This window comes from Nocardia sp. FBN12 (assembly GCF_054031145.1).
Genome location: NZ_CM132926.1, coordinates 3,230,755 through 3,247,938, shown reverse-complemented (window position 1 = coordinate 3,247,938; position 17,184 = coordinate 3,230,755). Strand labels below are relative to the sequence as shown.

Annotated in this window: 18 protein-coding genes; 8 read left to right on the top strand and 10 right to left on the bottom strand. The window is 68.2% G+C overall.

Annotation, left to right across the window (positions count from 1 at the left end):
- The first annotated feature begins 23 nt into the window (after positions 1–23).
- The 5 genes from ACWZHB_RS15650 (at position 24) to ACWZHB_RS15630 (ending at position 3,739) form a co-directional block, all read left to right on the top strand.
- On the top strand, positions 24–560 hold the full coding sequence (locus tag ACWZHB_RS15650; RefSeq protein ID WP_427908669.1) for a YbaB/EbfC family nucleoid-associated protein: 537 nt from the start codon (positions 24–26) through the stop codon (positions 558–560).
- A 109-nt stretch (positions 561–669) separates the two neighbouring features.
- A complete protein-coding gene (locus ACWZHB_RS15645; RefSeq protein WP_427908668.1) occupies positions 670–999 on the top strand; it encodes a type VII secretion target in 330 nt (109 codons plus the stop codon).
- A 2-nt stretch (positions 1,000–1,001) separates the two neighbouring features.
- Positions 1,002–1,982 (top strand): hypothetical protein, encoded by a 981-nt coding sequence (locus ACWZHB_RS15640; protein WP_427908667.1) that lies wholly within the window; start codon positions 1,002–1,004, stop codon positions 1,980–1,982.
- A 47-nt stretch (positions 1,983–2,029) separates the two neighbouring features.
- Positions 2,030–2,701, top strand: coding sequence for an O-methyltransferase (locus ACWZHB_RS15635; protein ID WP_427908666.1), 672 nt, complete (start codon positions 2,030–2,032; stop codon positions 2,699–2,701).
- Positions 2,702–2,809: 108 nt separating this feature from the next.
- Positions 2,810–3,739 (top strand): LysR family transcriptional regulator, encoded by a 930-nt coding sequence (locus tag ACWZHB_RS15630; RefSeq protein ID WP_427908665.1) that lies wholly within the window; start codon positions 2,810–2,812, stop codon positions 3,737–3,739.
- A gap of 9 nt (positions 3,740–3,748) precedes the next feature.
- On the opposite strand, the gene ACWZHB_RS15625 is transcribed toward ACWZHB_RS15630, so the two are convergent.
- The 8 genes from ACWZHB_RS15625 to ACWZHB_RS15590 form a co-directional block, all read right to left on the bottom strand.
- The gene (locus tag ACWZHB_RS15625) at positions 3,749–4,561 is read right to left on the bottom strand and encodes a carbohydrate ABC transporter permease (protein WP_427908664.1); all 813 of its coding nucleotides are present in this window, start codon (positions 4,559–4,561) and stop codon (positions 3,749–3,751) included.
- Complete coding sequence (locus ACWZHB_RS15620) at positions 4,551–5,498, bottom strand: carbohydrate ABC transporter permease (protein WP_427908663.1); 948 nt, start codon at positions 5,496–5,498, stop codon at positions 4,551–4,553. The genes ACWZHB_RS15625 and ACWZHB_RS15620 overlap by 11 nt, the downstream gene beginning before the upstream one ends.
- Positions 5,499–6,356 (bottom strand): metallophosphoesterase, encoded by an 858-nt coding sequence (locus ACWZHB_RS15615; protein ID WP_427908662.1) that lies wholly within the window; start codon positions 6,354–6,356, stop codon positions 5,499–5,501. It lies immediately after the preceding gene.
- Positions 6,353–7,723 (bottom strand): ABC transporter substrate-binding protein, encoded by a 1,371-nt coding sequence (locus ACWZHB_RS15610; protein WP_427908661.1) that lies wholly within the window; start codon positions 7,721–7,723, stop codon positions 6,353–6,355. The genes ACWZHB_RS15615 and ACWZHB_RS15610 overlap by 4 nt, the downstream gene beginning before the upstream one ends.
- A 30-nt stretch (positions 7,724–7,753) precedes the next feature.
- On the bottom strand, positions 7,754–8,875 hold the full coding sequence (locus tag ACWZHB_RS15605; RefSeq protein ID WP_427908660.1) for an ABC transporter ATP-binding protein: 1,122 nt from the start codon (positions 8,873–8,875) through the stop codon (positions 7,754–7,756).
- A 247-nt stretch (positions 8,876–9,122) separates the two neighbouring features.
- Positions 9,123–9,950, bottom strand: coding sequence for an alpha/beta fold hydrolase (locus tag ACWZHB_RS15600; protein ID WP_427908659.1), 828 nt, complete (start codon positions 9,948–9,950; stop codon positions 9,123–9,125).
- A gap of 16 nt (positions 9,951–9,966) precedes the next feature.
- On the bottom strand, positions 9,967–10,410 hold the full coding sequence (locus ACWZHB_RS15595) for a PaaI family thioesterase (RefSeq protein WP_427908658.1): 444 nt from the start codon (positions 10,408–10,410) through the stop codon (positions 9,967–9,969).
- Between the two features lie 171 nt (positions 10,411–10,581).
- The gene (locus tag ACWZHB_RS15590; RefSeq protein WP_427908657.1) at positions 10,582–11,568 is read right to left on the bottom strand and encodes a zinc-binding dehydrogenase; all 987 of its coding nucleotides are present in this window, start codon (positions 11,566–11,568) and stop codon (positions 10,582–10,584) included.
- A 224-nt stretch (positions 11,569–11,792) separates the two neighbouring features.
- Between ACWZHB_RS15590 and ACWZHB_RS15585 the strand changes: the two genes are divergently transcribed.
- Positions 11,793–13,013: a DUF418 domain-containing protein gene (locus ACWZHB_RS15585; protein WP_427908656.1), complete on the top strand. Its 1,221-nt coding sequence runs from the start codon at positions 11,793–11,795 to the stop codon at positions 13,011–13,013.
- A gap of 41 nt (positions 13,014–13,054) precedes the next feature.
- On the opposite strand, the gene ACWZHB_RS15580 is transcribed toward ACWZHB_RS15585, so the two are convergent.
- Together ACWZHB_RS15580 and ACWZHB_RS15575 are read right to left on the bottom strand one after the other, a co-directional pair.
- Positions 13,055–13,732 (bottom strand): class I SAM-dependent methyltransferase, encoded by a 678-nt coding sequence (locus ACWZHB_RS15580; protein WP_427908655.1) that lies wholly within the window; start codon positions 13,730–13,732, stop codon positions 13,055–13,057.
- 314 nt (positions 13,733–14,046) lie between these two features.
- Complete coding sequence (locus tag ACWZHB_RS15575; protein WP_427908654.1) at positions 14,047–14,754, bottom strand: TetR/AcrR family transcriptional regulator; 708 nt, start codon at positions 14,752–14,754, stop codon at positions 14,047–14,049.
- Between the two features lie 90 nt (positions 14,755–14,844).
- On the opposite strand from ACWZHB_RS15575, the gene ACWZHB_RS15570 reads away from it, so the two are divergent.
- Together ACWZHB_RS15570 and ACWZHB_RS15565 are read left to right on the top strand one after the other, a co-directional pair.
- Positions 14,845–16,314 (top strand): MFS transporter, encoded by a 1,470-nt coding sequence (locus ACWZHB_RS15570; protein ID WP_427908653.1) that lies wholly within the window; start codon positions 14,845–14,847, stop codon positions 16,312–16,314.
- Positions 16,315–16,520: 206 nt separating this feature from the next.
- Positions 16,521–17,171 (top strand): urease accessory protein UreF, encoded by a 651-nt coding sequence (locus tag ACWZHB_RS15565; RefSeq protein ID WP_427908652.1) that lies wholly within the window; start codon positions 16,521–16,523, stop codon positions 17,169–17,171.
- Positions 17,172–17,184 lie beyond the last annotated feature (13 nt).

Sequence of the window (17,184 nt, the reverse complement as noted above, 5' to 3'; positions counted from 1 at the left end):
ACCCGGCGGGAGGGGAACACAGCATGGACGACCTGAACAACGCCGCCGCGGAGCTCTCGCGCTGGGCGGCGGACCTGGAGCAGAAAGCGCAGCGCTACCAGGAGCTGCACACCAACATGGCCGCGGTGAGCGTCACCGCCACCTCGGCCGACGGCCGGATCAGCGTCACGGTGGACGCGAACGGCTCGACCACCGCGATCACCCTGACCGCCGCGGTGCGCGGCATGGATCCCACTGTCGTGGCGACCGAGCTCATGGCCTGCACGCACCGGGCCAAGGCGCGCTTGCGTGACCAGGTCACCGGCTTGGTCCATGACACGGTCGGCACCGACGACGCCGGGGAAGCCATCGTCGACCAGTACCGCGACCGGTTCCCCGACCTCGTCCCGCCCGCGTCGGCACCCGTCCCGCCGCCGGCGCGGCTCGCCGCCCCCGCGACACCGTGGCAGGCCGAACCCGGCGTTCCCGCGACCCGCAAACCCGACCGTGACCGGGTTGTCGCTCCCGCGGAGCCGTCCGACGAAGACATGTTCTACCAGCGCAAATCCTGGTTGCAGTAGTCACCGCACCAACCCGGCACACATTCGAGGGAACCGAACGGGGCCGGGGCGCGTCCAACTAGATCGAGAGCTGCGGACTCGACCGAGTTCGCCGGAGGAGGGATTTCGGGTGACCAGTCTGGTGAATGTGGATCTGGATGCGATCAGGTCGCAGGCCTGCTCGGTGGATGTCGTGTCCAGCGGGGTGGGGAAGGCGCTCGAAGCGGCGAACTACCTCGCGCACGCCGACGACGGGTACGGCCTGCTCATCAAGCCGTACGCGGTGAGCACCCTCAACTCGCTCCACGACGAGATCACCGCGACACTGGCCCAGCTCGACACCCTGGCCGCGGCGATGCCGGGCAAGCTGCGCACCGCCGCCGACACTTTCGAATTGTGTGACACCACCCGTGCGGGCGATCTCACAGGCAAGGCCGCCGAGATCGAAAGGAACGTCTGATCATGGCCGACGGACCCAACGCGGCGGGCGAGTTCCTCAACGAGCACACGGTCTTCCCCGGCGCGGTGAGCACTTTCGACGACGCCGAAGCGCCGCAGAACGACCTGCTCCAGGACGGCGTCGACTACCGGGACACCTACTACCAGGAAAGCAATTTCCTGTTCAGCAATGTGGGCGTCCCGAAGGGTGGGGACGAGCCCGACGCCGGAATCATGAAAGGCACCCTCCAGGGCGACACCTGGGAGAACGGCCTCGGCCTCTACAACGCGATGACCGGCGACGGATCGATCATGACCAAGGTCGGTGCCATCTCCACAGCGGCTGGTACCGCGGGTGATTGGGCGTCGGCGGGGTCGATGTTCGCCAAGGCGATCAAGGGCACCTCGACGCTGGCGAAGTTCGATCCGTTCAACTTCATCGGTGCGCAGCTGATGAGCTGGATGCTCGAACACGTCGAACCGGTGCGCAAATCGCTGGAATCGATCACCGGAAGCCCGGATATGGTTCAGGCGTACTCGGATTCGTGGACGGAGATCGCCGAGCATCTGACGGAGACGGCGCAACAGTGGGCAGCCGCACTCGACAGCGGCATCGGTGAATGGGCAGGCGCCGCCGCCGAGGCCTACGTGGCCACCGCGACAGATCTGACGGGCAAGATCGCGGAAAAGGCCGCCGTCGCCGAAGTGCTGGCGGAGTGCAACACGTCGATGAAGGGCATCGTGGAGACGGTGCGCGAGATCGTTGTCGAGATCCTCAGCAACCTCGCGGGCATGCTCGCCGAGATGACCGCCCTGCTGATCGTCTCCGCGGGTACGGCCACTCCGGCGCTCATCGCCCGGGCGCTGTTCGACATCTCGCTGGCCACGATGACGGTCTCGCAGATGCTGGTGAAACTGTCGCAGGCGTTGATCGACACGAAGGCACTGGCCCAGAGCGCGGTGAAGATCATCCAGGGCGTCACCGAGGTCGAGACCGCGAAGTAGCGGCTCGGCTCGACGCGCGAGCCGGTGCTCGGTGGCAGACTGCGACTATGACGACCAACGATTGGGCCGATGTCGACAATTACCTCGTCACCACCCTCGTGGGCGAGGAAGGGGTGCCCGCACTCACCGCCAACGCCGACGCGGGGCTGCCCGCCATCGACGTCTCCCCGCCGCAGGGCAAACTGCTGAACCTGCTGGCCCGCACCGCGAAAGCGCGCCGGGTACTCGAGATCGGCACTCTCGGTGGCTACAGCACCGAGTGGCTGGCGCGCGCGGTCGGCGACGGCGGCCTCGTCGTCACCCTCGAATTCGAAGCCCGTCACGCCAGGGTCGCCCGGGAGAATCTGGACCGTGCGGGGGTGGGGGAGCGGGTCGAGATCCTCGTCGGCGCGGCCCTTGACACCCTGCCCGGTGTCGCCGAGGACCTGACCGAACCGTTCGACCTGGTCTTCATCGACGCCGACAAGGTGAACAACTCCAACTACGTACAGTGGGCGCTGCGCCTGACCCACCCCGGTTCGGTGATCATCGTCGACAATGTGGTGCGCGCGGGCGCGGTGGCCGACGAGCAGACCGAGGACCCGAACGCTAGAGCCAGCCGCGACCTGATCGAACTGCTCGCCGCCGAACCGAGCCTCGACGCCACCGTCATCCAGACCGTCGGCGCCAAAGGCTGGGACGGATTCGCCTACGCGGTGGTGAACGGTCCGAATTCCTGATCTTCACCGCCCGGCAACGCGGATGGCGGTTGCCGGGCGCCGGGGATTCATCCCGGGGCTATTCGCTGCGGCTAGCGTGGGAGTGTTCGACTTCAGGGAGCCGCCATCATGGAATTCCGCCATCTCGTCTCGTTCGTCACGCTCGCCGAGGAGCTGCATTTCGGACGCGCGGCACAGCGCCTGCACCTGACCCAGCCGAGCCTGAGTGCCCAGTTGCAGAAGCTGGAGAAGTCCCTCGACGTGCAGCTGGTCGCGCGTAACTCGCACGAGGTGCGCCTGACACCGGCGGGCCGGGAGTTCGAACTCCAGGCCCGCCAGATCATCGCCCAGCTGGACCGGGCGGCGGAGGCTGCGAAGGCGACCGCCGCCGGTCGCGCGGGCAGCCTGAACATCGGCTACAACCTGCCCGCCAGCAAGCACATCCTGCCCGACGCGCTGGCCCAGCTGACCGACCGCCACCCCGGCATCTCGGTGTCACTGTGGGAGAAGCGCACCGGGCCGCAGCTGGCCGCCTTGGCCGACGGATCCCTCGACCTGGCCATGGTCTACGGCCACCCCAGTACCGCCGATTTCCGGTATCGCCGTCTGCTGCACCGGATTCCGCTGGTCGCGGTGGTCGGCAGGCAGCACCGCTGGGCCCACCGTTCGCACGTGCCGTTCGCCGAACTGCGCGATCAGGACTGCGTGCTGTTCGCCCGCGATCAGTGCCCGGCGATGTACGACACGATCCTGCGCTCGGCCGCGCAGACACGAATCTCGTTGAACATCACCCAGATCGCCGACGACCCGGGCGCCACCGCCCACATTGTCTCGATGCGCCCACTGGTCGGGTTCGCCTCGCTACCGCGGGCGGTGTCGGCGGGGATGGGGTCCTCCGACACCGACCCGGTGGCAGTGAAGCTGGTCGATCCGGTCCCGACCCTGGATCTGCACGTGGTGTGGCGGGCCGACGAACAGAATCCGGCGGTGGCGATGTTTCTCGATTGCCTCGCGTCCTCGGCACCTGCCCTGGCCGACGACCCGCTGTTGACGGCCTGAAGTCGTCGTTCATTTCAGTCCCGACCGCACGAACGCGTTGACGATGTGGCGCTGCAGCACCAGGTACAGCAGCAGCACCGGCAAGCAGGCCAGCCCGGCCAGCGCCATCATCGGCCCCCACTGATCGCCCTCGGTGCCCATGAAACTGCGCAGCCCGAGCTGGAGAACCGCATTGGACTGGCGCAGAACCACTGCGGGCCAGAAGTACTCGTTCCACGCGTTGATGAACAGCAGGATGCCGAGCGCGGCAAGGGCGGGCCGCAGGTTCGGCACCACCACGGTCCACAGGATCGACCACGACGAGCGTCCGTCGATCTTCGCGGCCGCGATGAGCTCTTTGGGGAACGCCGACATGTGCTGGCGCAACAGCAGCACCGCCAGCGCCGAGCACAGCGTGGGCAGCACGACGCCGATCAGGGTGTTGATCAGGCCGAGCTCGTTGAGCAGGATGTAATTGGGCAGCATCGTCACCTGGAACGGCACCAGCCACACCCCGACGAACGCCAGATACAGCAGCCGCTGCAGCGGGAAGGTGTAGATGGCGAACGCGTAGGAGGCCAGCAACGCGATGAGTAGCTGCCCGGCCGCCGAGAGCACCGCGACGAAGAACGTATTCGCGATCAGACCAGCGATGTCGACCTTCTGCGCCGCGTCGAGGTAATTGGCCGTCGACAGCGGCCACGGGATCGGCGAGAGCGAGGTGACGTCCTCGGGTCTGCGCAACGACGTCGCGAACAGCCAGTAGATCGGGAACACGCACACCAGCGCCGTGGCCGCGAGCAGCAGATGGCTGCCCACCCCACGCAGTCGTTCAATCATCATGGACGGCAACCTTTTCCGAGATCCAGACCAGCAGCGCGGCCACCAGGCCGAAGCCGACGAACAGCAGCACGCCCGCCGCGGCGCTCAGACCGGCGTCGAAACTGTGGAAGGCGTAGTCCCAGAGCAGGTAGTAGATATTGGTGGTCGCCTGCGCGGGACCGCCCTGGGTCATCGAGTCGATGAGCGGGAAAGTCAGGGTGGGACTGAGCAATACGGTCGTGAGGACCAGGAACAACACCGTGGGCGAGAGCAGTGGCAGCGTGATCCAGCGCCGGATCTGACCGGCGGAAGCACCGTCGACCCTGGCCGCTTCGTCGTAATCGCCGCTGATTCCGGCCAGGCCAGCCCACACCACGAGGACCGCGAAGCCGATCAGGTGCCAGGCGGTGATCGCGATGATCACCGCCTGCGCGGTCTCGGTCTCGTACACCCAGTTGCGGTCGGAGCCGCTCACCTGGGCGAGGAAACCGGTGCCCGGATGCAGCAGCCAGCGCCACACCGCGGCTGCCGCGACCGGCGCGACGAGGAACGGCGCGAACACCAGCGCCTGATAGATCGTGCGCGCCCGCCCGGTGACCCGCCTGCTCGCCATCGCGATCGCGACCGGCAGCACCACCGTGAACGGCAACAGGCCGAGAATCAGTGTCCCGGTGCGACCGAGCGCGCCCCAGAACGCCGGAAGATCGACCAGCCGTTCGTAATTCGCGGTGCCGACCGGTGTCATCGGCGCGGTCGGCAGCAGGTTCCACGAGTACGTCGACAGCTGCAAGGCCTGCACCAGCGGTTGATAGGTCCACACGACCAGCAGGAATAGGGCCGGACTCAGGTAGAGGTACGGCGCGACGAACCGCGCCACCCGGCGGCGGGTGAAGCGCAGGCGCACCGGCTTCGCCGCGACTGGCGGTATCGGCGCGGCCGGTGCATCGATGACGAACATCTACTTCACCGCCGCCCGGGCGGCGACGATCGCGGCGATCTGCTCGAGCATCTCCGACTCCGGCCGGTCGTAGACGGGGTGAGCCGGTGCGGCGTCGATCGCGGTGGCCAGCACCGTCGACTCGAGCACGTCGATGCGGCTGTAGCCGAAGCCGGCGAACCCGCGGTGCCTGCCCGCCGGCGCCATCGCGTCCACCCGGTAGGCCATCGCGGGCCCGATCCACACCGGAATCCCGGCCAGGGCCGCCGCGCCGGTGAGGTGGTTGTGCCCGCAGAGGATCATCCGGACATCGGTGCCCGCCACGACCTCGGCCAGCTGTTCGGCGTCCTTCAACCTGAGGAAGTCGAGGGTGGCGAGTGGGGAACGCAGCGGCGGGTGGTGCACCACCAGCAGGGTGCCGCGCGGGGCGGGGGTGCGCAGTTCCTCGGCCAGCCAGGCCAGTTGCTCCGGCTCGAGCCTGCCGTCGTGCTGGTGCGGAGTCGTGCTGTCCAGCACGATGATGCGCAACCCCGCGACATCGACACGGTGGTCGTGCGGCAGATCCGGGTCCACCGTGTCGCGGCCGAGCAGTTCGATGCCGAAGGCCGTGCGTTCGTCGTGATTGCCCATCGCGTAGACGATTTCGGCGCCGAGGTCGGCCGCGACGGGCTCGACGGCGGCCCGCAAGCGCCGGTACGCCTCGGGTGAACCGTTGTCGCTGAGGTCACCGGAGAAGATCAGCACGTCGACGCGCTGCCCGAATTCCCGCAGTCGTTCGAGCACCGCGGTCAGATTGGCGGCGGTGTCGACGCCGTGGAGCAATTCGCCCTCCGGCCGCAGGTGGGTGTCGGTGATCTGGACGATCGTCAGTTCGCTCATGATTTCGGCATCAGTTCGGTGCCCGCGGCGCGGGCGGCGGTGAGCGTGGACTGCGGGTCGGCGCCTTGGAACACGACGGCTTCGACGGCGTCCATCATGCCGTCACGCATCTGCAGATAGTTGTTGCCCGGCATGGACACCCACGGCTCCATGTTCGCCAGCTGCGCGACATTCGGGCGCAGCAGCGGGTTCTGGTCGGCCCAGTCCTTCAGGCCGCCCGCTTCCTCGAGCAGGCCGGTCCGCAGCGGCAGGTAGCCGATGTTCTGCGCGATCTTCTTGTAGGAGTCCTCGCTGGTGAGGTGCTTGATCAGTTCCCAGGCGGCGCGCTGCTTGGCGGGATCGTTGGACAGGATGTGCAGGCCCGCACCGGAATTCGTCGGGATGGCCGGCTTGCTGCCGAAGCCGGGCATCGGCGCCGACCGCAGGTCCCACTTGCCCTTGGAGCCGGTGGTGAAAACGCTTTGCAGCGCACTGGTTTCGAGCATCATGCCGATCTCGCCACGGCCGAACGCCTCGTAGCCCTGCTTCTGGTTGAGCTTGGGCATGCTGCCGTTGGTCACCAGGTTCTGCGCCATCTTGGTGACCTCGACGGCGGGCGCGTCGGCGTAGGTGAGGGAGTTGCGGTCTTCGGAGATCACGCGGCCGCCGTTGGAGCGCACCAGAGACTGGAAGCACCAGTCCTTGGCGGTCTTGGTCAGGCAGTCGATGTAGACGCCGCCCTTGCCGGTGCGGTCGGCGATCGTCTTCGCGGCGGTGGTGACCTCGTCCCAGGTGGTCGGCGGCTTGGCGGGATCGAGTCCGGCCTCGGTGAACAGCGAGGCGTTCAGATACAGGACGGGCGTGGAGAAGACGAACGGAACGCCGTAGGTGTGCCCGTCCCAGTCGTCGAGGGTGCGGGCGCGCGGGGCGTAGGCGTGCCGGGCGCCGTCGAAGTTCTGCTGCACCGCCGGTGCGCCGACCAGCTGATCGAGGGGCTTGGCCTTGAGCTGATGGATGGTGAAGTCCAGGTCGGAGAAACCGAGCTGGGCGACATCGGGCGGGGAACCCGCCACCATCTGATTCTGGATGCTGGAGACGGTGTCGGTGGCCGGGTTGGGGCTGTTGCCCTGCGGCTTCTGCGCGGTGACCTTGATATTGGGGTGCTTGGCGCTGAAGTCGGCGATCAGGGCGTTGAAGGTGTCGGTCCAGGCGCCTGCCACGCCGTAGCTGTAGGACTCGAAGACGATCGAAACCTGTTGGTCGGCAGTGAGTTCGGGGATCTGCGCCGTAGTCGTGCTGTCGGTGGACCCGGTGGTGCCGAGGCCGCAGCCGGTGAGCGCCATGGCGGTGGTGAGCGCCACGCCCAGTGCGGGCAGTGTGCGTTTCATGGTGGTTCTCCTCATCGGGGTGTGCCGAAATCAGGGGACGGAAACCGCGGCCGCATCAACGACGGGGGCCGAATTTCGCTGGGGTGCTTGCCAGGTCAGGCGCAGACCCGTGTCGGGGTCGAACAGGTGGATGTCGGCGGGGTCGACGCGGCAGGCGATGTCCTCGCCCACCGCGACACCGGCGGGTCGGGCCGCGCGCACACAGAGACCGGACTCGAGGTGCACGAGTTCTTCGCTGCCGAGGTTCTCGACCATCCGCACCCGGCCGCGGACATCGGTCGAGGTGTCGTCGATGCGCAGGCGTTCGGGGCGGATTCCGGCGACGACAGCGGTGGCGTCGCCGGAATCCTCGGCGATGTCCAGCGCGGCGTCGATGCCGTCGGCCATCACCTTCAGGTGGCCGTCGCCCGAGGTGACGACGGCGGGAAACAGGTTCATCGGAGGCGAGCCGAGAAAGCCGGCGACGAAGGTCGAGTGCGGGCGGTCGTAGAGTTCCTCCGGGGTCCCGCACTGTTCGACGCGGCCCTCGTTGAGCAGCGCGATGCGGGTGGCCATCGTCATCGCCTCGACCTGATCGTGGGTGACGTAGAGGAACGTCGCGCCGAGCCGCTGGTGCAGCGAGATCAGTTCCGCGCGGGTCGCACTGCGCAGTTTCGCGTCGAGGTTCGACAGTGGTTCGTCCATCAGGAACGCGCCGGGATCGCGAACCATGGCCCGCGCCAACGCGACTCGCTGGCGCTGCCCGCCGGACAGCGCGACCGGTCGCCGCTGCAGCAGTGCCGAGATCTCCAGGGTCGCCGACACCTCGGCCACTCGCTGCGCGATCTCCGCCCGCGGCCGACGCCGGGCCCGCAACGGAAACCCGATGTTCTTGGCCACCGACAGATGCGGATACAGCGCGTAGCTCTGGAACACCATCGCCAGATCCCGCCGCTGCGGCGCCGCATCCGTCACATCGACGCCGCCCACCAGAATCCGTCCCGCACTCGGCTCCTCCAACCCGGCGATCATGCGCAGCAGCGTGGACTTGCCACACCCGCTCGGCCCGAGCAACACCATGAACTCACCATCGGCGATGTCGAGACTCACCTCGCGCACCGCGTACTCGGCATCGAACTTCTTCGACACCGCTTCGATCTGCAGTCGTGCCATGCCCCCAGTGTCGAGCCGGCCACGGCCTATCCGCCGTTGCGATAGTGAACGTCGATCGGTCCAATCATCTCGGCCCTACTGGGCCGCACATGCACCGTCGGCAGTGGCTGATCGAACCGCCGCAGGCGTTGTTCGCAGGCTGTCGGGCCCTGCGGCGTGCGCCGACTGAGGCTCGGCCGACCCGCCGGGCGCCGATCTCCTTCGGGTGTAGGTCAGCGTGCTCCCCGTCGTCGCGGAGTTACGTGACTCAGCCGACGTACTCGGCCGATTCGAGGAAACCGTGCAGGAGGGCGGTGACGACCTGTGGCTGTTCGAGGGAACTCGTGTGGCCGCACGCCGGGATCGTGTGGAGCTGGGCGTGGGGGATGAGCGAGGCGAGGTGGCGAGCGTGCGGGAGCGGGGTGGCCGCGTCGTCGGCGCCGACGACGACCTGAGTGGGCACGGTGACCGACCGCAGTTCGTCGTCGACCGCCGCACGTCCGGTGACACCGTGGACGGCGTCGCGCATGCCGACGCGATCGACCCGCGCCAGGCGACGCGACCACTCGCGGACCGTCTCCGCCCCGGTATCGGAAGCCAGGAACGCCGGGCCGAACAGGTGCGTGGCCACCCGGCCCGCGATGGGGCGAATGCCGAACCAGCGCAGCGCCCACGCGAGACGGTGGTACTCGCCGATCTTGGTGGGATCTTCGGCTCGCGCACTGGTGTCGAGCAGGGTGAGCGACCGCAGCAGGTCGCCGTGCCTGGCACCGAGTCGTTGACCGACGAACCCGCCCATGGACAGGCCGACCCAGTGCACGGGGCCGACATCGAGAGCGCGGATCACCCCGACCGCGTCGGCGGTGAGGGTGTCCATGTCGTAGCCGCCGGCGGTGGGCGGGGTATCGCCCTGACCGCGCCAGTCGAGGGTGACGCAGCGGTAATCGCGTTGCAGGGATTCGAGCTGGGCCCGAAACATCCAGCCGCCGAACAACAATCCGTGACCGAAGACCACAGTGGCCGCATCGGGTTTGCCCGCGGGGGTGCCGGTGTCGGTGCAGGCGATCGGAACGCCGTCTACATGGATGATCGGCATGGCTTGTTCCCGGGGGTCAGGATGCCGAGAGGCGAACATTGCGCATCGTCACCAGTGCTGTGGCGCACAGGGTTTCGTCGTCGTCCTCCACCGAGAACACGTCGGCGGCGGCGATCGTGAGCAGCGAACCGGGCTTGATCACCCGGCCGCGGGCGACCACCGTCGCGCCCTTGGCGGGGGCCAGGATCTTGACGGTGTAATCGATGGTCATGTTCACCCAGCCCGGGGGCAGCAGCGTGCCCGCGGCCGAACCGGCGGCGAAATCGGCGAGCGAGCCGAGGACTCCGCCCTGGAAATAGCCGTCGTGCTGGGTGAGTTCGCGGCGGTGCGGTTGCACGATCTCGACATCGCCGGGCTCGACCCGAGTGAAATGGAACCCCAGGTGGGCGGCGGCGGGCATGGACAGCACCGCCGCGGGAACCAGTTGGGCGAAGTCGGGATTGGGGGCCTGTGCGGTCATCGGCTCAGTCCTCTGCTCGGCAGCGGTGGAGGCGTCGCTGCTCCTCCTGCGGCGAATCCTGCCCGCCGGCGCCGCGCGTGACTACCCCGAACGCGGAAATTTCGCTTGCTGTTCGGGGTCTGGAAAGAAGCTGGGCTGGGCGCCGCGAGGTGCCGACGCCCGGCCGGGAGCTCAGCGGGTTCCGGCGTGCAGGACCACTTTGCCGTTGCGGCCGGGAGTTTCGGACACCACAGCGGCCTCGGCGGCCTGCGCCAGCGGCAGATCGGCCTGGACGTCGAGTCGAACGGTGCCGGCGGCGGCGAGGGTGACCAGTTCGGTGATCAATCGGAGGTAATCGGCGCGGTCGATCTCGGAACTGCGCTGCTGGCCCCAGAACCCCTTCACCACAGCCTGTTTGAAGATCACGGCGCCCGTGTCGATGATCAGCGGTTTGCCCGACAGCGCGCCGAAGGAGATCAGTTCACCGCGCGGGGCGAGCAAGGCCATCAGCTCGCCCGCCGCGGGCCCGCTGACCTGGTCGACGGCGCGCACGATCGGCTCGCCGCCGGTGCTGTCGGCGCCCTGGGCGAGCCAGCCCACCGATTCGGTGTCGAGGACGGGACCGTACCCGAGTTCTTCGAGCGCCCGCACCGAGGACTGGCCGCGGACCAGGCTGAGTACCCGCACACCGCGTTCCTTCGCGAACAGGTTGAGCAGGCGACCGACCGCGCCGTTGGCGGCATTCACCACGATCCACTGACCCGCGTGCACCCGCATATCGTCGAGCAGCATCAGGGCGCTCAGCGGCATGGCGAGCAACTGGCACGCGGTCTCGTCGGAGACGGAATCCGGCATCGGTACCGCTTGCTCGGCTCGGGCGACGAAGGAGTCCGCCCAGGCCCCGCGCACGCCGGCGATCGCCACCCGCTGTCCGACCTGGAGTGCGTCGACACCGGGACCGACCGCGTCGACGACACCGGCGGCCTCGGTCCCCGGGATCGCGGGCAGCGGCGGCCGATAGCCGTACACACCGCGGATGATCGCCAGATCGTGGTTGTGGATCGGCGACAGCGACGTCGCGATTCGTACCTCACCGGGCCCCGGTTCGGGGGTGGGCACCTGCTGCGCGGTGAGCACGTCCTTCGGCTCGCCGAATTCGTCGATGACAACTGCCTGCATGTCCGCCTCCGTGGTGGTTGCGAGTGACTGCCGAGCGTGATCGTGCTCCATTGTGGCACCGTGGCGGTCACCGGTCGCTCAGGTGGCCGCTCGCCCGTCGACGGCCCACGGTGCGGCGTGCGTGTCAATACGCCGCAGGAGTGACTGAGGGTAGCTCCGTCGGGGCGCAGGAAGTAGCTCCCACGAGGGACGAATGTGACTGTCGGCGTGCGTACGCTCAGTACATGGCAGACGCACTCGGAACACGTTCGGCCGCAGTGCGATCCGGATCGCGAATCGCCGAGGTCGATATCCTGCGCGGGTTCGCCCTGTTCGGGATTCTGATCACCAATGTGATCGTGGCGACCTCGCTGTGGTCGGTCGTCGGCACGCGCGATCACCCGGTGCTGCGCTTCGACGGCACCGTCGACCTGGTGGTGCGTGCCACGGTCGACGCGTTGTTCACCGGGCGCTTCTACCTGCTGTTCGCGTTCCTGTTCGGGTACTCGTTCACCCTGCAGATCGCGGCGGCGCAGCGAGCCGGGGTGTCGCCGACGCGACGACTGCTGCGACGGTGTGCCGCGCTGATGGCAATCGGGCTCGTGCACGTCTACCTGCTGTGGATCGGCGACATCCTCACCCTCTACGCGTTCCTGTGCCTGATTCTCATCGCCCTGCGCAAGCTGCGGCCGCGTACCGCGGTGATCACCGCGATCGTGCTGTACACGATCTGGTCGGCGTGGAGTTTCCTGCCGGGCTACAGCGGGGTCCTCGTCTTCGGGGAGTTCGTCGATCTGCCCGCCGTGTCGGCCGACTACACCGGCGGTTTCGCCTCGACATTCGCCGCCCAGACCGCCCTCGCGCCGGTCTTCCTCCTGCTGATCTGGTTCGCCCAGGGGGTACCGAGCCTGGCCATGTTCCTGATCGGGATGGCGGCGGGCAAACGAAACCTGTTCGCCGACCCAGATCTTCTGCGCCGCTGGTCATCGCGTGCGCTGGTGCTCGGCTTCGGTCTCGGACTACCGATCTCGGCAATGACCTTCGCCGAGTCGATGAAGTGGTGGCATGCGCCCTCGGTGGTCCACGGTCTGCAGACTCTGGTGAACCCGGCCATGACGTTCGCCTACGTCGCCGCGATCCTGCTGGCCGCGCAATCCGTCCGCCTCGGCCGCGCCACCGCCTTGCTCGCCCCCGCGGGCCGCATGGCCGCCACCAACTACATCGGCCAGTCGATCGTTCTGATGCTCGTCTACTCCGGCTACGGCCTCGCTCTCGCCGATACCGTCCCGCCGCTCGCCGTCATCGCGATCGCCCTGCTCACCTTCGCCGCCCAACTCGCGCTCAGCGCCTGGTGGTTGCGTGGTCACCGCTACGGCCCGGTGGAGTGGTTGCTCCGCGCGGCGACGTACCTGACCATCCCGGCCTGGCGGCGGCCGGCCGAAGAGCGCAGGCCGTCCGGCGCATAACGTGCCGATTCCGCGTGGTGCCGGAGCGTTCCGGCCTGGTGCTAGCCGGCCTGTCGGTCCGGCGGGCGGTGGAATTCGGCTCGCCAGCGGTGCAGCCCGGAAGAGTCGGGGCGGGGAAGGACTTCTACGCGGATCTGGGTCAGGTCGGGGGTGGTGAAGGAGTCGATATCGGCGCGGGTGAGGGGCCAGGGTGGGCCGGTGGTGGCGGGGGTTCGGCTGATGTCGGCGATGACGAGCAGGGTTGCGTCGGGGGCCAGGAGATTTCGGATATTGGTGATGGCGGCGGTGCGGACGTCCGGGGGGAGGGATTGGACGGTGATCGACTCGATGACCACGTCGAAGGCCCCGAGCCAGGACGATGGCGGATTCAGGAGATCGGCGACCTTGTAGGTGACGGGCGACTGCGGAAAACGGGCACGGGCGCCGCGGATCGCGGTGGGCGATACATCGAAGGCGGTGGTCCGGATACCTTGGGAGGCGACGAATTCGGCGTCCGTGCCGTAGCCGCAACCGATCACCATGCCCCGCGTTCCCTGGGGTAGGGAGGCCGATCGGAGCCAGTCCACCAGCAGGGGATTGGGAACATCGCGATCCCAGGGAACCACCGAGGTCCCCGCTGCGGCCTCGGCATAGAGCGGTTCGAACCACCCGGTCGGATCGTTCGCGGCCAGTGCCTGAGCGGCGAGGCGACGATCGGCGGGCGGCTGCGCGTCGGTCATGAGCCCAGTCTTCACCACCGACCCGCGCCGTGTCGCCCGATATTGGGCGACTCGCCCAGCCGTCAGGAATCTGGTCGATTGATCACCAGGCGCTGAGGGCGGAGTCAGCCCGCGAATGTCGACCATCAGGGCCTGATGATCTCGAGCGAACTAGGCGACCAGCACGACTTTGCCTGTGGTGGCACGGGATTCGAGGGCACGGGTGGGCGGTGGCGGCTTCGGCGACCGCGAGTTCGGCATAGCCACCCGGCGCGGTGCCGAGGTCAACGCCGATTCGGTGGAGCCTGGTCGAAACAGTAGGTGGACCCCGGGGCCTATCGCTTGGTCGCCGTCGGTCGAGGTGCGGAATCCACGGTTCGGCGGGCGGCCCGCGCGGCGAATCCGTCGCACAGTGCCTCGAGGCCGAGGAACAGGAGATCCTCGGAGGTGAGGTCGCTGACGCCCGCGCCTTCGAGGTCGGCCAGCGCCGGGGGGACGGGGAAGGAGGGCTTGCCCTCGAGGAGATCGCGCAGCCCGTTCGTGTCGTCGGTGGCGGTGCGCTTCTCGGCCAGCAACGCACCGCCGACCACCGGCAAGCTGGCGCCGGAGATGTAGTTCCAGACCGAGAAACCCATCGTGGTGGCCTCGCGGGCCGTCACGCCGAGTTCGCGCAGACCCTCGACCAGCCAGGCCAGGCTCGTCAGACCCTGCGGGCCGAAGCTGTAGCGGGGAACCGCGAAGGTGAGCAGCACCCAGGGATGCTGCTGGTAGAGCTGCCAATCGATCTCCGCGGCGATGCGCACCCGGTCGCGCCAGGTCCACCCCTGACCGGCTGGATCGGGGTAGGGGTGCCGGGCGGCGATCTCGTCGGTCATGATCGCGATGAGCTCGTCCTTGTTCGCCACGTGCCGATACAGCGACATGGTGCCCACATCGAGGCGGTCGGCGATGCGACGCATCGACACCGCGTCGAGTCCGTCGGCGTCCGCGAGGGTGATCGCGGCGTCGACGATCGCGGTGCGGGTGAGCTTCGTCTCGGTCATCCCATGACTCGCTTTCGTAACACAACCTTCATGCGTACACTGTACCCAGTCTCTGCGTACGGTGTACGCGAACCTCGGAAGGATGTCGGAATGACGAAGCTGGAACCGGCGGTGCCCACCGCAGTCGCCGGTGGACGCCGCGCATGGCTCGGACTGGGCGTGCTGCTGCTGCCGGTGCTCTTGGTGTCGATGGACATCTCAGTGCTCTTCCTTGCCATGCCGACGCTGACGGCCGACCTGGATCCCACTGCCTCGCAACAACTCTGGATCCTCGATATCTACGGGTTCATGCTGGCGGGCCTGCTCATCACCATGGGCAATCTCGGCGACCGGATCGGTCGACGCAACATCCTGCTCGTCGGCGCCGCCATCTTCGGCATCGCGTCGGTGCTCGCCGCGTTCGCGCCCAGCGCGCCGATCCTCATCGCGGCCCGCGTCCTGATGGGCATCGGCGGCGCGACGCTGCTGCCGTCGAGCCTGGCGCTGATCTCGACCCTGTTCCCCGACGCCCGGCAGCGGGCCACTGCGATCGGCATCTGGACCGCGTTCTTCGCCGGTGGTTCGGCAGTCGGGCCGATCATCGGCGGCTTCCTGCTGCACCACTTCTGGTGGGGCTCGGTGTTCCTGATCAATATCCCGGTGCTGGCGATTCTGCTGATCTTCGGGCCGATGCTGCTGCCCGAACATCGCTCCGCTGCCCTCGGCCCGATCGATCTGCCCAGCGTCGCGCTCTCGATCGGCGGCATCCTGCCGTTGATCTACGGCATCAAACACATCGCGGCCGAAGGGCTGGACGCGGTGTCGCTGGTGATCGCCATGATCGGCGTCGTGCTGCTCGTGCTGTTCGTGCGCAGGCAACGTCATCTGACGGAACCGCTGCTCGACCTGTCGCTGTTCACCCGGCCGCTGTTCCGGGTGGCGATCGGGGCGAGCATGGCCGGGATGATGTCGCTTGCCGCGCTGAGCTACCTGACCAGCATCTACCTGCAATCGGTCACCGGCCGTGACCCGCTGGCCGCCGCGCTGCTCGGCATTCCGATGGCGGTCGCGGTGTTCGTCTGCTCGATGAGCGGCGCGCGACTCGGGCTGCGATTGGGTGTGCGGGCGACGTTCACGCTCGCGCTGATGCTGTCGGCCATCGGCAATCTGATGCTGCTCGGTGTGGGTGTCGACGGCGGCCTCGGCTGGTACGTGGCCGGCTCGGTGATCGCCGGTGTCGGGTACGGCTTCTCGTTCACCCTGGTGTCCGACGTCGCGGTGTCGGCGGTGCCCGTCGAGCGGGCGGGCTCGGCGGTCGGGATCTCCGAAACCAGTTTCGAACTCGGCAACGCGCTCGGCCTCGCCCTGCTCGGCTCGGTGGCCGCGCTGGTGTTCCGCTCCGGCGGCAACTTCGGCGAGACCCTTGGCGACACCCTGCTGCAGTCCGCAGGCGACGACGCCTTGATCCATGCGGCCCGCGAGTCCTTCGTCAGCGGTATGCATCTCGCGACCACGGTCGGCGCGCTGCTGCTGATCGCGATGGCGGCCCTGGCTTGGCGTTCGGCTCGCACCAGCCCCTGAGCGACGTCCGCCGGGTGTGCGCTACGCCACCCGGCGGGCTGGCCGCGGATCGACGCCGACTGGAGCTGATCGAGAACGCCCTGCCCACGGTGGCTTGCGGACCGTCGGCCGTGTGCGACCGTCCGGCGACGTGATGGCCGCCACGGTCTGCGATGGTGGTCGCCCTCACCGGGCGGACGTCCAGGTCGGTTGCATAGGATCGTCGGATGCGAAACGAGGGTGCGACGGGACTGGCGACATTGCTCGCCCTGGCCGACTCGCGCCTGCCCATCGGTGGGCACGTGCATTCCGGTGGCGTCGAGGAAGCGGTGTCGTCGGGATTGCTGCGCGACAACGCCAGCGTCGAGGTGTATCTGCGGCGCCGGGTCGCCACCTCAGGACTGGTGACCGCGTCCCTCGCCGCCGCGGTGTGCGGCGCGACGCTGACTCCCGAACGCGCCGAACTCGAAACCGATGCCAGGACACCGTCACCCGCGGCGCGGACGGCTTCGCGTGCGCAAGGCCGTGGTCTGCTGCGGCTGGCCAAACAGCTGTGGCCGCACCATGATTGGGCTCCGGCGGGGGCGCGTCCCCATCTGTCTACGGTGTTCGGCATGGTCGGTGCCGCCAGTGGCGTGAGCACGGAACAGCTGGCGGGTGTCGTCGTCTATACGACACTCACCGGCGCCGCCACCGCCGCGCAGCGACTGCTCGCCCTCGATCCCGCCGCCATCGCCGCGAGCACCATGCGCCTCGCGCCGCTGTGCGATCGGATCGCCGCCGAGGCCGCTACCGGATTTGCCGCGTTGTCCGATCCGCTGCAGGACGCGCTCGCCGAACGTCACCTCCACCGCGACATGCCGTTGTTCGCGTCCTGACCCGAAGATCCTG